Source organism: Bradyrhizobium sp. YR681, assembly GCF_000282615.1.
Taxonomy (GTDB): Bacteria; Pseudomonadota; Alphaproteobacteria; order Rhizobiales; family Xanthobacteraceae; genus Bradyrhizobium.
In genome coordinates this window covers 1-14,091 of sequence record NZ_AKIY01000042.1, presented here as the reverse complement: position 1 = coordinate 14,091, position 14,091 = coordinate 1, and the positions used below count along the sequence as shown (strand labels likewise).

Annotated in this window: 17 protein-coding genes; 4 read left to right on the top strand and 13 right to left on the bottom strand. The window is 65.7% G+C overall.

Annotated elements, in window-relative coordinates; genetic code table 11:
- The first annotated feature begins 158 nt into the window (after positions 1–158).
- Both PMI42_RS06340 and PMI42_RS06335 read left to right on the top strand, forming a co-directional pair.
- Positions 159–671 carry a TIGR02281 family clan AA aspartic protease gene (locus PMI42_RS06340; protein ID WP_008131694.1) on the top strand — a complete coding sequence of 171 codons (513 nt, stop codon included), beginning with the start codon at positions 159–161 and terminating at the stop codon, positions 669–671.
- 190 nt (positions 672–861) lie between these two features.
- Positions 862–2,361, top strand: a complete 1,500-nt coding sequence (locus PMI42_RS06335) for a phosphomannomutase/phosphoglucomutase (RefSeq protein WP_008131692.1) — start codon at positions 862–864, stop codon at positions 2,359–2,361.
- Between the two features lie 163 nt (positions 2,362–2,524).
- On the opposite strand, the gene PMI42_RS06330 is transcribed toward PMI42_RS06335, so the two are convergent.
- From PMI42_RS06330 to PMI42_RS06320, 3 genes are all read right to left on the bottom strand, one after another.
- Entirely contained in the window at positions 2,525–3,364 is an 840-nt protein-coding gene (locus PMI42_RS06330) for a sterol desaturase family protein (protein WP_008131690.1), read from the bottom strand.
- A gap of 9 nt (positions 3,365–3,373) precedes the next feature.
- Complete coding sequence (locus PMI42_RS06325) at positions 3,374–3,697, bottom strand: cysteine rich repeat-containing protein (RefSeq protein ID WP_008131689.1); 324 nt, start codon at positions 3,695–3,697, stop codon at positions 3,374–3,376.
- A gap of 75 nt (positions 3,698–3,772) precedes the next feature.
- Positions 3,773–3,994 carry a hypothetical protein gene (locus tag PMI42_RS06320; protein WP_008131687.1) on the bottom strand — a complete coding sequence of 74 codons (222 nt, stop codon included), beginning with the start codon at positions 3,992–3,994 and terminating at the stop codon, positions 3,773–3,775.
- Between the two features lie 183 nt (positions 3,995–4,177).
- Here PMI42_RS06320 and PMI42_RS06315 point away from each other — a divergent pair, with 183 nt between their 5' ends.
- Positions 4,178–4,900, top strand: a complete 723-nt coding sequence (locus tag PMI42_RS06315) for a response regulator (protein ID WP_008131685.1) — start codon at positions 4,178–4,180, stop codon at positions 4,898–4,900.
- Entirely contained in the window at positions 4,900–6,249 is a 1,350-nt protein-coding gene (locus PMI42_RS06310) for a sensor histidine kinase (RefSeq protein WP_008131683.1), read from the top strand. Before PMI42_RS06315 ends, PMI42_RS06310 begins: the two co-directional genes overlap by 1 nt.
- Positions 6,250–6,312: 63 nt before the next feature.
- On the opposite strand, the gene PMI42_RS06305 is transcribed toward PMI42_RS06310, so the two are convergent.
- The 10 genes from PMI42_RS06305 to PMI42_RS40270 all read right to left on the bottom strand — a co-directional run.
- Positions 6,313–6,822 (bottom strand): Lrp/AsnC family transcriptional regulator, encoded by a 510-nt coding sequence (locus tag PMI42_RS06305; protein ID WP_008131682.1) that lies wholly within the window; start codon positions 6,820–6,822, stop codon positions 6,313–6,315.
- A 97-nt stretch (positions 6,823–6,919) separates the two neighbouring features.
- A complete protein-coding gene (locus tag PMI42_RS06300) occupies positions 6,920–7,843 on the bottom strand; it encodes a sugar kinase (protein WP_008131681.1) in 924 nt (307 codons plus the stop codon).
- A gap of 6 nt (positions 7,844–7,849) precedes the next feature.
- The gene (nudC, locus tag PMI42_RS06295) at positions 7,850–8,788 is read right to left on the bottom strand and encodes an NAD(+) diphosphatase (protein ID WP_008131679.1); all 939 of its coding nucleotides are present in this window, start codon (positions 8,786–8,788) and stop codon (positions 7,850–7,852) included.
- A gap of 7 nt (positions 8,789–8,795) precedes the next feature.
- Complete coding sequence (locus PMI42_RS06290) at positions 8,796–9,215, bottom strand: HIT domain-containing protein (RefSeq protein ID WP_008131676.1); 420 nt, start codon at positions 9,213–9,215, stop codon at positions 8,796–8,798.
- 290 nt (positions 9,216–9,505) lie between these two features.
- Positions 9,506–10,633, bottom strand: coding sequence for a muconate cycloisomerase family protein (locus PMI42_RS06285; protein WP_008131674.1), 1,128 nt, complete (start codon positions 10,631–10,633; stop codon positions 9,506–9,508).
- On the bottom strand, positions 10,630–11,385 hold the full coding sequence (locus PMI42_RS06280) for an SDR family NAD(P)-dependent oxidoreductase (RefSeq protein WP_008131672.1): 756 nt from the start codon (positions 11,383–11,385) through the stop codon (positions 10,630–10,632). The genes PMI42_RS06285 and PMI42_RS06280 overlap by 4 nt, the downstream gene beginning before the upstream one ends.
- Complete coding sequence (locus PMI42_RS06275; protein WP_008131671.1) at positions 11,385–12,179, bottom strand: amino acid ABC transporter ATP-binding protein; 795 nt, start codon at positions 12,177–12,179, stop codon at positions 11,385–11,387. The genes PMI42_RS06280 and PMI42_RS06275 overlap by 1 nt, the downstream gene beginning before the upstream one ends.
- Entirely contained in the window at positions 12,176–12,838 is a 663-nt protein-coding gene (locus PMI42_RS06270) for an amino acid ABC transporter permease (RefSeq protein ID WP_008131668.1), read from the bottom strand. The genes PMI42_RS06275 and PMI42_RS06270 overlap by 4 nt, the downstream gene beginning before the upstream one ends.
- A 189-nt stretch (positions 12,839–13,027) precedes the next feature.
- On the bottom strand, positions 13,028–13,885 hold the full coding sequence (locus PMI42_RS06265; RefSeq protein ID WP_008131667.1) for a transporter substrate-binding domain-containing protein: 858 nt from the start codon (positions 13,883–13,885) through the stop codon (positions 13,028–13,030).
- Positions 13,869–14,091: hypothetical protein (locus PMI42_RS40270; protein ID WP_210160929.1), on the bottom strand; the 223-nt coding region annotated here is incomplete at its 5' end. The genes PMI42_RS40270 and PMI42_RS06265, both read right to left, overlap by 17 nt.

Below are 14,091 nucleotides of genomic sequence, written 5' to 3'. Positions count from 1 at the left end.
CTGACTTACAAGGATGAGGATATGGAGTCTCCGCGACACCCCCGCATTAACCGTCCGCTCATCCTTTTCGTCAAAATAGCATCGCTCCGGCCGTGGCATCGCTCGCGGCCGGGCGTGCGGCGTGGTGAAATCGAGCTTTCCGGCCCGGAAGTGGTGTGATGCGTAACATTATGATCATCGCGGCCGTCTTGATCGGTCTCGGCACCTTCATGGCGCAGATGGCGGACAAGATGAGCTCCGCCTCGGCCACATCGGTCCCCCGCACGACGGTCGCGGTGGCGACCACGGCGCCGGCTGGCGGCCGCAGCTTCAACATTCCCCGCGATGGCCGTGGTCATTTCCAGACCGAAGGCCGGATCGACGGCCAGCGCATCGGCTTCATGATCGACACCGGCGCCTCCGTGGTCGCGCTGAACGAGACCTCGGCCGCCCGCTTTGGCCTGCGTCCCTCGCGCGGCGATTACAACGCCACCGTCACCACTGCCAACGGCACCATCAAGGCCGCCCGCACCCGCATCGCCATGCTGGAGGTCGGCGGCCTCGTCGTGCGCGACGTCGATGCCATGGTGCTCCCCGACGAGGCACTGTCCGAAAACCTGCTCGGCCTCTCCTTCCTGTCCCGTCTCAAGCGTTTTGAATACGCCAACGGCCAGATGGTGCTGGAGCAGTAGGGGTCTCCCAAAAGGCCCCTGCGACCGTATATTTCAAAAAACGTCTCTGTTTCGACGGCTCTCGCGGTCAGATTTCCCCGTTACCAAACTGCCGCAATTATCATCCATAAGGCGCCAATCCCGCCTTTCGCTGCGGCCCGGCATTCGCTAAGGCTGCATCAACCCCTGCCCATTTCACGAGACCGTCTCAATGTTTCCCAAGCCGAAATCCGTCTTGTTGCCCAACACTTACGCCTTCGAATCCGAGCCGATGGTGAAGCCCACCGGCTTTCGCGAATATGACGCGCGCTGGTTGTTCCAGAAGGAAATCAACCTGATGGGTGTGCAGGCGCTGGGCATGGGCCTGGGCGCGCTGATCGCCGAGCTCGGCGTCAAGCAGGAGATCGTCACCGGCCACGATTTCCGCGGCTATTCGGCCTCGATCAAATATGCGCTGATCTCCGGCCTGATGGCGGCCGGCTGCAAGGTGCACGATATCGGGCTCGCGGTGACGCCGATGGCCTATTTCGCGCAATTCGATCTCGACGTGCCCTGCTGCGCCATGGTCACGGCCTCGCACAACGACAATGGCTGGACCGGCGTGAAGATGGGCGCCAACCGTCCGCTGACCTTCGGCCCCGACGAGATGACGCGGCTGAAGGAGATCGTGCTGGGCGCCGAGTTCAAGAACAAGGCCGGCGGCTCCTACCAGTTCCACGAGAATTACCCCTCACGCTACATCGCCGATCTCACCGGCCGTCCGAAGCTGACGCGCAAGCTGAAGGTGGTCGCGGCCTGCGGCAACGGCACCGCCGGCGCGTTCGCGCCGCAGGTGCTGGAGGCGATCGGCTGCGAGGTGATCCCGCTCGACACCGAGCTCGACCACACCTTCCCGAAATACAATCCGAATCCGGAAGACATGGAGATGCTGCACGCGATCCGCGACGCGGTGCTGCATCACAAGGCCGATGTCGGCCTCGGCTTCGACGGTGACGGCGACCGCTGCGGCGTCGTCGACAACACCGGCGAGGAAATCTTCGCCGACAAGGTCGGCGTGATGCTGGCGCGCGACATGTCGGCGATCCACAAGGACGCGCAGTTCATCGTCGACGTGAAGTCGACCGGCCTCTTCATCACCGATCCGGTGCTGCAGAAGCAGGGCGCCAAAACCACCTATTGGAAGACCGGCCATTCCTACATGAAGCGCCGTACCAACGAGACAGGCGCGCTCGCCGGCTTCGAGAAGTCCGGCCATTTCTTCTTCAACAAGCCGTATGGACGCGGCTATGACGACGGTCTCGTCTCGGCGCTCGCGATCTGCGACATGCTCGACCGCGCGCCCGGCAAGTCGATGGCGGACCTGAAGAACGCGCTGCCGAAGACCTGGTCGTCGCCGACCATGTCGCCGCATTGCGCCGATGAGACCAAATACGGTGTCATCGACCAGGTGGTGAAGCATTTTGAAGGCTTGCAGGCCAAGGGTGCCAAGATCGGCGGGCAATCGATCCGCGATCTCGTCACCGTCAACGGCGTGCGCGTCACGGTCGAGGACGGCAGCTGGGGCCTGGTGCGGGCCTCCTCCAACAAGCCCGAGCTCGTCGTCGTGGTCGAGAGCCCGGTCTCCGAGCAGCGCATGCACGACATGTTCGAGATGGTGAACAGCGTGCTGCGCACCCATCCCGAAGTCGGCGAGTACAATCAGAAGATCTGATCTATAACTACGACGAAGGTCCTCTCCCTCGCCCCGTTCTTACGGGGAGAGGGTCGGGGTGAGGGCTCTCTCCACGAGATGGTCGAGGGACTTGTACCCCCCTCACCCGGATTGCTTCGCAATGCGACCTCTCTCCCGCAGGCGGGGAGAGGGTTAAGGCGGCCTAGCCGCCCGGCGGGCCGAACAGGGCGCGGAGCTTTGCGCCCGCGCCCCGCGCCTTCCGGGCGTCGCCCAGCATCGCGATCCATTCGCCGAGCGCGATCCGGACCGGATTGAAGGACGGCGCGCCGCCGACGAGGCCGAAACGCAGCGGCTGGTCGGCGGGCCGTTCGGCAAAGGTTCCGAACAGGCGATCGAATACGATCAGGATGCCGCCGTAGTTCTTGTCGAGGCAAGGCGCGTTGCAGGCATGGTGCACGCGATGATGGCTCGGCGTGTTGAGCACCCATTCGAGCACGCCGAGATGTGGCCCGAAGTCGCTGTGGATGAAGAACTGGTAGAACAGGTTGATCCCCAGCATTGCGATGATCGCGAGGGGGTGAAAGCCGATCAGCGCCAGCGGCAGGAAAAACAGGAAGTTGCCGGAGATATTGCCGGTCCAGCCGAGCCGGATCGCCGCCGTCAAATTCAGCCGCGTCGTCGAGTGATGCACCGCATGCGTCGCCCACATCCAGCGAATGCGATGCGAGGCGCGATGCTGCCAGTAGTACAGAAACTCGCTGCCCAGGAACAAGCCTGCGAGCGCGAGCGGGCTCGTTTGCGCGAAATCGAGCAGGCGGTGCTCGTAGAGGAAGGCGAACGGCACTGCGAGAAGTCCGGCCTCGATCGCCCGCAGCACGTTCTGTCCCAGAGCGACACCGAACGAGGCTGCGCTTTCACGCCAGTCGTGGGTCTGGCGGTGCGCGAGCCGGCCGATGCCGTATTCCAGCAGCATCAGGCCGATCGCCGTCGCCAGGATCACGCGCCTGAGCGTCGGATCGAGCAGGAGTGAAGCGTAGCCCACGGCCCCCTCCTATTTCGGTGCGACGCCGGCGCTGACGGCGCTGTCCCTCAACGCCTGCGCGCGGGGCAGCGTTTGTGCGCAGGCCGAAGTGAGCTGGCCGGCATGGGATTGCAGGCAGGCGAGGATGCGCCCGCCGCCCGGCGCGACGTTGTTGCAAAGCCGGTCATAGTCGGCACGGCAGGCCTGCATGACGGCCCTTGCTTCGCTGCGCATTTGCGGCGTGACCTGCGTTTGCAGCTGGCTCTGGGCGGATGCGGATGTCGAGGCGGCGACGCCGAGGGCGACGATGATCGCGGCCTGCGGGATCGAGAGGGGACGGAAAGTCGAGGGCATGGTGCTGATCCTTTCTGGTCTGGTGAGGTGGCCGTCGCCGCGTGGGGCGGACGCAGCGACGGCCTTGCCCGCTTCTCAGCGCGAGACCGTGCCGGTGCGGGTATAGGTGTTGCCGGCCGGGCCGGTGCGGGTGACGTTGCGCGTGCAGCTTCCATTGGCGCAGCTGCCGGTCGCGGTGACGCTGGAGGTGCCGCGCGGACCGGAGCCGGTCGCCGTCCGCGTCCAGGCGTTGGCATCGGCCGCAGCCGCGACCGACAGCGCGCCAAGGACGAGGGAGGTGAGGAAAAACTTGGTCATGGTCGTCGTCTCCTTGTGGGGGCTGCCGTGTCCGGGAGCCGTGCGACGGAGACTGGGCCGGCGGCGTCCGCGCCGCATTGCCGGGACGAAACGATTGTTATGGCTTTGTCGGAGGCGTGTAACACTATGTAACAACGGCGCCTGCGCCCTTGCCTGACGCGAGCCGTTGCCCACAATGCGGCCATGAACACGCAGCCGGCCACGATTCTCATGGTGGAGGACGATCCCGAGATCAGCCGCCTCGTCGCCGATTTCATGCGGCGCGAGGGGTTCGAGGTCGCCTGCGTCGGCGACGGCAAGGCGATGGACGCGATGCTTCAGCGCCTGCGGCCCGACCTCGTCATCCTCGACTTGATGCTGCCGGGCGAGGACGGGCTTTCGATCTGCCGTCGCCTGCGCGCCGACGACTCGCTCCCGATCCTGATGCTGACCGCCAAGAGCGACGAGATCGATCGCGTCGTCGGTCTCGAAATGGGCGCCGACGATTATCTGACGAAACCGTTCGGGCCGCGCGAGCTCCTGGCGCGCGTGCGCGCCATCCTCCGCCGCGCCAACGGGGCGCCGGCCAAGCCGCTGGTGCGGCGCTTCGCATTCGACCGCTTCGTCATCGACCTCGATTCGCGCAGTGTCGAGACCGTCGAGAGCGAGATCGTGGCGCTGCCATTGACCAGCGCCGAGTTCGACCTGCTCGGCTGCTTCGTGCAGCGCCCGCGCCGGGTGCTGACGCGCGACCAGATTCTCGACTGGACACGAGGCCGTTCGGCCGAGCCGTTCGACCGCACGGTGGACATGCTGATCTCGCGGCTGCGCAAGAAGCTCGACGGCGCCAGCCCCGGCTCCAATTTGATCACGACGGTGCGCAACGGCGGCTATCTGTTCACCGCTTCCGTCAAGCAGGTGTCGTGATGCTGCGCGTGACGCTCGCCGCCCGGCTGGCGCTGATCGGGCTCGTCGGATTCACGGTGGTGCTCACCGTGGTGGTCGCGATCTTCTACCGGACGACGGTGCACGAGAACGAGCTGACGCGGCCCTCGCCGGCGCGCCTCGATGCGCTTGCAACGCTCGTGGAGCGCACCACCGCCGATTCGCGACCGTCGGTGCTCGATGCGGTGTCGTCACCGCAATTCAGGGTGCGCGTCGTTCCGGACGGCGCGCCGGTCAGCGGCGAGACGCCGCCGCAGCAACAGCAATTGCGCGAGACCTATGCGGCCGGCCTTGCGGGGCGATCCGTGGAGATCGTGTCGCCGCCCGATCATCGCGTCGCGCGCCTGTTCCCGCGCATCGCGCGGCTGATGGCCAATGCGATCGAGTTCCGCATCGGCTTGCGCAGCGGGGAGTTGCTGATCGTCGATGCCTATACCCGCCTGCCGGTGACGCAGCTCGGCCTGCCGGTCGGCTTCGGCGCCGGCCTGTTCGGCTCGATCGTGGCGCTGCTCGCACTCCTGGTCATGCAGCGCGAGACGCGTCCGTTGGCGCAGCTCGCGGCCGCGGTCGATCGCGTCGACCTGTCGGCCGATCCGCCGCCGCTGCCGGATGCGCGGCGCAGCGCGCCGGAGATCCGCGCCGTCATCGCCGCGTTCAACCGGTTGCAGGGGCGGCTCGCCGAGATGCTGCGCGCGCGGATGACGCTGGTCGGCGGCATCGCCCATGACGTCAGGACCTTCGCGACACGGCTGCGGCTGCGGGTCGAGCACATCCCCGACGATGCCGAGCGGCGGCGGGCGGTCGCCGATATCGACGACATGATCCGGCTGCTCGACGATGCGCTGTTGTCGACGCGGGCGGGCGCCGGCGGCCTGTCACAGGAAATGGTCGAGCTGGCCGCGCTGATTGCCGTCGAGGTGCACGACAGGCGCGTTCAGGGCAAGCCGGTCGATCTGGTGACGGACGATCGGGCGCGCAACGCCGTCGTGCTCGGCGACCGGCTGGCGCTGCGGCGTATCCTCGCCAACATCATCGACAATGCGCTTGCTTATGGTCAAGCGGCGCATGTGCGGACGGCCTTGAAAGACGGCGCCTTCGTCGTGTCGATCGACGACGAGGGACAGGGCATTCCCGTAGATCAGCGACAGACCGTGCTGGAGCCGTTCCACCGGCTGGAGAAGTCACGCAATCGCGCGACGGGCGGCGCTGGCCTCGGCCTCGCGGTCGTGCGCAACCTGGTCGAGGCGCATGGCGGAACGATCGAGATTTCCGCAGCCCCCGGCGGGGGCACGCGGGTCAATGTCACGCTGCCGGTGTTTCAACCGGCTTGAAGCGTTTTCGAGCGAAGTGGATGCCGGTTCGCGTGAAGAAACGCGTCAAACAAGACTCTGGCGTCAAGCCGCCACCACCGCCGGGATCGGCAGCGCGGTGACCGACTTGATCTTCTCCATCGCGAAGCGCGAGGTGACGTTCTTGAGCGGCACGGCGCTGATCAGCTTCTTGTAGAAGATGTCATAGGCCTGCATGTCCGCGACCACGACGCGCAGCATGTAGTCGACGTCGCCGGCCATCCGGTAAAATTCCATCACCTCGGGCATGGCGCTGACGGCTTCGGCGAATTTCTTCAGCCAGGCGTCGGAATGATCGGAGCTCTCGACCGAGACGAACACGGAGATGCCGAGCCCGATCTTGTTCTGATCGACCAGGGCCACCCGCTTGATGATCACGCCGTCGGCCTCCAGCCGCTGGATGCGCTTCCAGCACGGGGTCGAGGACAGGCCGACACGGTCGCCGATCTCGGCGACGGACAGGGAGGCGTCGTCCTGGAGAACCATCAGGATCTTGCGGTCGATGGCGTCGAGGCGGCGGCTGGTCTCGGGGATCTGGACAGCGAGGTCAGTCATTTGAAGAACTTTGTTCCATTTCAGGGGCAGAATTACCTGATATAGAGAAAATCCTTCCACATCAAGCCTATATTCTCGGCGCGATAATGGAATCGCTCTAGCGCTCGCCTCGCAAAAGTCTTTCAACTTCAATGCGTTGCGGGGCAGCCGGGCCACCGCCATGGCGGGTGCATTTCAGCGCTGCGGCGGCCGCGGCGAATCGCAGCGCCTCCTGTACTCCCGCACCCTCGGCGAGGCGGAGCGTGAAGGCGCCATGGAAGACATCACCGGCGCCGAGCGTATCGACCGCCTGGACCGGGAAGGCCGGCGTCTCCTCCAGCGCGCCCGTCTCGTTCAGCCAGATCGTGCCTTGTGGTCCGCGGGTGGCGGCGAGAAAGGCCGGCGTCAGCCCTGCAAGGTGCTTCAGCGCCGCGCCGTCCTCGGCGATGCCGGCGGTCTCCTGCACCTGCTCGCTGGCGAACAGCAGATGCGAGGCGGTCGCGAGCAGGCCGTCCTGCAACGACATCGCGCGATCGACACCGACGATGACGGGAATGCCGCGCCGGCGTGCTTCGGTGCAGAGGTCCACGCAGAACGATCCGCAGCGGCTCTCGACGAGGACGGCCTGGCAGTCGGCGAGCAGCTTGTCGGCGTCGGGCAGTTTTACCGTCCACAGCGCGGGATCGCGATAGATCGTCAGCGTTCGTTCGCCCGCGGCGTCAATGGTGATCGCAGAGACGGGCGTGGTCGTATCAGGCATGCGCACGATGTGGCTGCTGTCGATGCCCTCGGCGGCCATCCGCTCGAGAATGAAACCGCTCGACGTTTCCCGCGCATCGCCCATCGGTCCCGCGAAGGCGACGCGGCCGCCAAGGCGTGCAACGGCGATCGCGGCATTGAGCGCGTTGCCGCCGCAGATCTCGGCGAGGTGCGTGGCGTTGGCCTTGCTGCCGCGCGCGGGCACGGCCTCGACGCGAAAGGTCAGGTCGCGCACGGGGATGCCGATGCAGAGGATGCGCGGCGCGATCCCTGACGGAGCCATCGGCGGTCAGCTCTTGTCGTGCACCCAGCGACCGAGCAAGTGATGGGCGATTGCAAACGGATGCGGGCCGGCGAACCCGTCCGGATGCGTCCGCGTCAGCATCAGGGCCGCCTCCTCGCGCGTGAACCAGCGCGCGTCCTCGAGCTCGGAATGATCGACGACGACGTCCTCGTTCAGCGCCCGCGCGCTGCACCCGATCATCAGCGACGACGGATAGGGCCACGGCTGGGTCATGTAGTACTGCACGTCGGTGCAGCGAATGCCTGATTCTTCGAGGATCTCGCGGCGCACCGCGTCCTCGATCGTCTCGGCGGCCTCGACGAAGCCGGCGAGGCAGGAATACATGCCCGGCGGGAACTGCTTCTGGCGGCCGAGCAGGCATTTCTCCCCGGAGGCCACCAGCATGATCACGACCGGATCGGTGCGCGGAAAATGCTCGGTCTTGCAACTGGGGCAATCGCGCTTCCAGCCGCCTTCCTTCATCGCGCTGCGGGTGCCGCAATTGGCGCAATAGCCGTGGCGCTGGTGCCAGCTCACCATCGACTTCGCCATCGCGATCGCCGACAGCTCGTCGGGCGGGATCGCGCCCTGCATCGCCATGCCGCGCAGCTCGGTGACGGTGTAGTCCTCGCGGCCGACCAGTTTTTCGGCGGCGGCCTGCGGCATGCCCATGCCGAAGATCGCCGTGCCGTCGCGCAGGCCGAGGAAGATCGTGCCGGGATTGGCGCCGCATTTCAGCGCTTCATCAAGCGACAGCAGTGCGCGCGTCCTGTCGCCGTCGCGCTTCACCAGCAGCGAGTCGCGATAGACCACATAGGCGCGCGAGGACGGCTTCTGCTCCAGCGCGAACAGTTTTTCGTCGTCGCGGCGCAGATGCGCGGCGCGGTCGAGGATGTTGGTGACGAAGGCCGGCTGCCCCAGCGGAAACGAGTCGAATGCTGACATTGTTCTTTCAACCCAACCAGATCTTGCGGCGAAGCGCGCTGATGAAGTTCTGCACCTCGGTGGCGTCATGCGCCAACGGCTGCATCACGCCCCAGACCGGCCGCGGCCAGGCGGCGTCGCCGGTGCGGCGGGCGATGATGTGGACGTGCAGCTGCGGCACCAGATTGCCGAGCGCTGCGATATTGAGCTTGTCGCATTTGGTGATCTCCTTCAGCGCGCGCGAGACGCGGGAGATCTCGGTCATCAACTGCGCCTGCTGCACTTCGTCGAGATCGATGATCTCGACCGCATCGGGGCGCCGCGGCACCAGCAGCAGCCAGGGATAATGCGCGTCCTTGATGACCAGCACCTTCGACAGCGGCAGATCGCCGATGTCGATGGTGTCCTCTTTCAGGCGGGAGTGCAGCGACCAGGCGGGATCAGACATATGCGTTTCCGGATGGCCCGATGGGTTCGGGCCTGTTTGGCCGGACCATACGATACGGAGTCCCAGAGGGGAAGGTTAGGGCTCCGCTGCCACTGCATAGACGGTCGTCGTCCCGGACAAGCGCAGCGAAGCGGAGCGCCGATCCGGGACCCATAACGCCAGGGAGTGGTTATTACGCGAGCTGGTAACTCCGAATCTTCGCCAAACTCGATCCTGTGGCTATGGGTCCCGGGTTCGCGCTTTGCGCGCCCCGGGACGACGACCGAGTTTGTAGCTGCGCCGATGGCTCTTTAAGCCTCCGCCAGCACCCGTGCGTTGGCGCGGACGGAGGCTTCGCTGACGCGAATCCCGAGGCCCGGACCATCGGGCACCACGACATGGCCGGCGCGGTTGGCGACGCGCTCTTCCAGCACGTCCTCGGTCAGCACGTGGTGCGGCATGTAGAATTCGCAGCCGAGCGAGATGCCCGGCGTCGCCGCGATCAGCTGTGTGCCGGCGGCAAGCCCGATGCCGCCCTCCCACAGCGTGCCGCCATAACCGGGCAGACCGGCGATATCGGCGATCGCCATGATCGCCTGCGCCTCGAACAGGCCGCCGGCCTTCATCAGCTTGATCGAGACGGCATCGGCCGCCTCGCGGCGCACCACCTCCATCATGTCGCGGCGGTCAAAGCAGCTTTCGTCGGCGAGCACGGGCGTTTCCAGCGCCGCGGTGAGCTGCGCCATCACGTCGAGAAACTTGCGCGGCACCGGCTGCTCGATAAAGGTTGGCGCAAACTGCTCGACGTCACGCAAAATCTTGATCGCGCCGAACGGCGCCAGCGCCTGGTTGTAGTCGACGCGCAGATCGACCTTGTCGCCGAACTCCTTGCGGATCGCCTCGAGATGGTCGAGATCCTCGCGATGCGGCTTCACGCCGGTCTTGACCTTGTAGATGACATTGCCGTCGGGAACCATTTTCCGCATGCGCTCGAGATCGGCGGCAAAGTCCGGATCGGCGATCGAGAACGACAGCGGGATCGTGTCGCGCACGCGGCCGCCGAGCAAATCGGCGACCGACAGTCCCGACGATTTGCCGACGATGTCGAGCAGCGCCATCTCGATTGCGACCTTGGCCTCGGCATGGCCGACCAGCGCGCGGTCGAGCTCCGCCATCAGCGCGCGGATGCGGCGCACGGATTTGCCGAGCACGATCGGCCGCAGATAGATGTCGAGTGCGGTGAACGCGGCCTCCGGCGTTCCGGTAAAAACTTCCCACGGCGCTGCTTCGCCCCAGCCGACCACGCCGTCGCTCGACGTCAGCTCGATCAGCACGCGCTTCACGGTGCCCTTGACGTTGCCGACGCCCTGGAGGCGCGCCATCTTGATCGGGCTCTCGATCAGGAACAGCCTGATGCGTTCGACGGTCGCTTCGGTCATGTCAGGCCTCCATTGACGTGCCAGACCTGGCCGGTGACGTAGGACGCCTTTGGCGAGGCCAGGAAGGCGATGATCTCGGCCACTTCCTCCGGCCGCCCGCGGCGGTTCATCGGGATCAGCGCTTCCGTCGCGGCGATCTGCTCGGGCGACAGCCTGCTCTCGCTCGGCTTGTCCTTGACGATCAGGCCCGGTGCGACCGCGTTGACGGTGATGCCGTCTTTAGCAAGCTCGATCGCGGTGAGGCGCACCAGCGCTTCCAGCGCGGCTCGGCTCGCGGCGGTTGCGGCGAACGGCGCGAATTCGGGTCGGATCGCATGGGCTACGAAGGACGACACCGCGACGATCCGCGCGTCTTGCCCCGCACGCAGCAGCGGCAGCGCGGCGTCAACCAGCCGTGTGAACGCCAGCGCCGATTCGTCCATCGCCTTGCGGAACTCATCCGCGGGCGTGCCGATGGCGCTGCCGCGGCGGGCATGGCCGCCGACGAGGACCAGTCCGTCGAGCCGGCCGAACGCGGCTTGCGTGGCGGCGATGGCTTCGCCGGCCGCGGCCTCTTCGGCGAGGTCGCCGAGGCATTTTGCGACGACCGCGCCCTTCGCTTCGACTTCCGCCGCGGTGGCGTCGAGGCCGGCGGCGTTGGAGCGCGTGTGCAGCAGCAGCGCGGCGCTGGGCGATGCCAGCAGTTTTGCGGTGGCGCGGCCGATGCCGCTGGCGGCACCGGTGACGAGATAGACGCGATCGATATTGGGCATCACGAAGCTGCGTTGGCCGGCGGCAGTGCACCGGTGCGGTGGAAATGGCTGAGGAAGGCGCGGGTCGCGCTTTCTTTCGGATTGTCGATCACCTGCCGCGCCGGGCCTTCCTCGACCACGACACCGTCGCGCATGAAGATGAGACGATCGGCGACCTCGCGGGCGAAGGCAATCTCGTGGGTGACGATCACCATGGTCATGCCCTCGGAGGCCAACTGCTGGATCACGCTCAGCACCTCGCCGACAAGTTCAGGGTCGAGCGCGGAGGTGGCCTCGTCGAACAGCATGACGTCAGGCTCCATCGCGAGCGCGCGCGCGATTGCGACGCGCTGCTTCTGCCCGCCGGACAGCGTCGCCGGATATTGGTCCGCCTTCTCGGCCAGACCGACCTTGGCGAGTTGCGCCCGCGCGAGCTTCTCTGCATCCGCCTTGGCCATGCGCCGCACCGTGACCGGCCCCTCCATCACGTTCTGGAGCGTCGTCATGTGCGGGAACAGGTTGAAGTGCTGGAACACCATGCCGGTGGTGGCGCGGAATCGTGCGAGTGTCTTCACGTCCGGGAGTTTCGCGCCTTCGCCGAACTGGAAACGTGTATCGCCGACACGAACGCTGCCGCCATCAGGCGTCACCAGCAGATTGATGCAGCGGAGCAGCGTCGACTTGCCCGAGCCCGACGGGCCGATCAGCGCCACCACGCCGCCCTTGGGCACGTCGAGATTGATGTTCTTGAGGACCTCGTTGCTGCCAAAGCTCTTGCGAAGGCTGCGGATCTCGATTTTTGACGTCTCGCTCATTCGCTGACCGCCAGTCGCTTCTCGCCGCGGCGGACGATGATGGTGAGCGGAATCAGGATCGCGGCATAGGCGACCGCAACCGCGGTGTAGGTCTCCAGCGGCCGGTAGCTGTCATGGGCGGCGACCTGGCTCTGATAGACGAGGTCAGGCACCGCCAGCACCGAGACCAGCGAGGTGTTCTTGAACTGGATGATCGACTGGTTCATCAGCGCCGGGATCATGCGCTTGATCGCCTGCGGCAGCACGATGCGCCGCATGCTCTGGCCCGGCGTCATGCCGAGCGCGGCACCCGCTTCGGACTGGCCCTTGTCGATCGAGATGATGCCGCCGCGGATGATCTCCGAATAGAACGATCCGCCATAGAGCGACAGCGCCAGCGCCGAAGCCGTGATCGGCGTCATTTCGACGCCGGCGAGAATCGGCAGCGCGTAATAGAACCAGATCAGCTGCACCAGGATCGGCGTGCAGCGGAACGCCTCGATGAAGGTCAGCGCGAGCAGGCGCACGGCCTTGAAGCGCGACAGGCTGCCGAACGCGCCGAACAGGCCGAACACCAGCCCGAGCACGACGATGACCACGGTGAAGCCGACGGTGACGCCGAGCCCGTTGAGAAAGAGCCAGCGATAGCTCCAGAGGATGCCGAAGTCCCACTGATACATGCGTGTTCTCTTGCTTCACCTCTCCCGCTTGCGGGAGAGGTCGCCTTGCATCGAAGATGCGAGGCGGGTGAGGGTTCTCTCCCCACAGGGGTTCTCGATTGTGGAGACACCCTCACCCCGACCCTCTCCCGCAAGCGGGAGAGGGGGAGCACAGACGCTCCTGGATCGAGCTCGACGCAAACTCATCACTTACAGCGAAACGCCCGGCGGAATGTCCGCCTCCGTCACGCCCACCAGCTCCATGTTGGTGATGATGGCGTTGCGGATGAAGCCGAGGCCCTTGTTGAAGTCGATCCAGGTGTTGACGTAGTCGCGCCAGGTCTTGTCGGCCTCGCGGCGGAAGCCGGCGTTCGACGTCGTCGCGAAGATCGGCGTCGGCAGCACGAACTGGCCGAGCGAGGGGTTCTTCTTCAGCACGGTGAGCGACAGCATGGTGATCAGGCACTGCGCGTCGACGCGGCCGGTCTGGAGCGCGGCGGTGGCATCGTCGGCGGTCTTGAGCCGCGAGATCTGCGCCTTCGGCGTCAGGCGGCTGACGACCTGGTCGTGCGAGGAGCCCTGGTCGACGGCGATCTTGACGTCGGGCGAGTTCAATTCGGCCCAGCTCTTCGGCTTGAAGTCCTTCTTGCAGAGGATGCCGAAGGCGTTGTTGAAGACCGGCACCGAGAAATCGACGACCAGTGCGCGCTTCGGGGTCGGGTTGAGGCCGAAGAAGATGTCGATCTTGTTGGACTGCAGATCCAGCACCGAATTGCCCCAGGTGGTCTCGGTGATCTCGAGCTCGGCCTCCATGTCGTCGGCCAGCGCCTTGGCGATGTCGACGTAAAAGCCCTTCCACTGGCCGCTGGACAAATCCTTCATGTAGTAGGGCGCGCCGCCGCCGACCGCGCCGATCCGCATCTTCTTGGTTCGGCGGATGCGGGCGAAGGTCGATTCGTTGGGGTCGGCCGTCTGGGCCACGGCCGGGGAGGCCAGCGCAGCTGCGGCTACCGCGCCAAGTCCGGCACCAAGTCCGACAATCGATGCAACATCACGACGTGTAACCATTGGGATCAATCGCTTTTCTGGTTGGATGGAGTTCCGGCGGCGTTCTTAGCAAGGTGGTCCGATCAGCGAAAGCACAGCCTATCGGCTGGGCAGGCGCGGATTTGCCCGGATGCTGGGCAAACCCAACCCGTTCAAGCTGATACCCGCTTGCTTTCCGCTCCTTTTGGCCCCAAATAGGGACCGGGAGATTGGCGGTGGACGAGCCA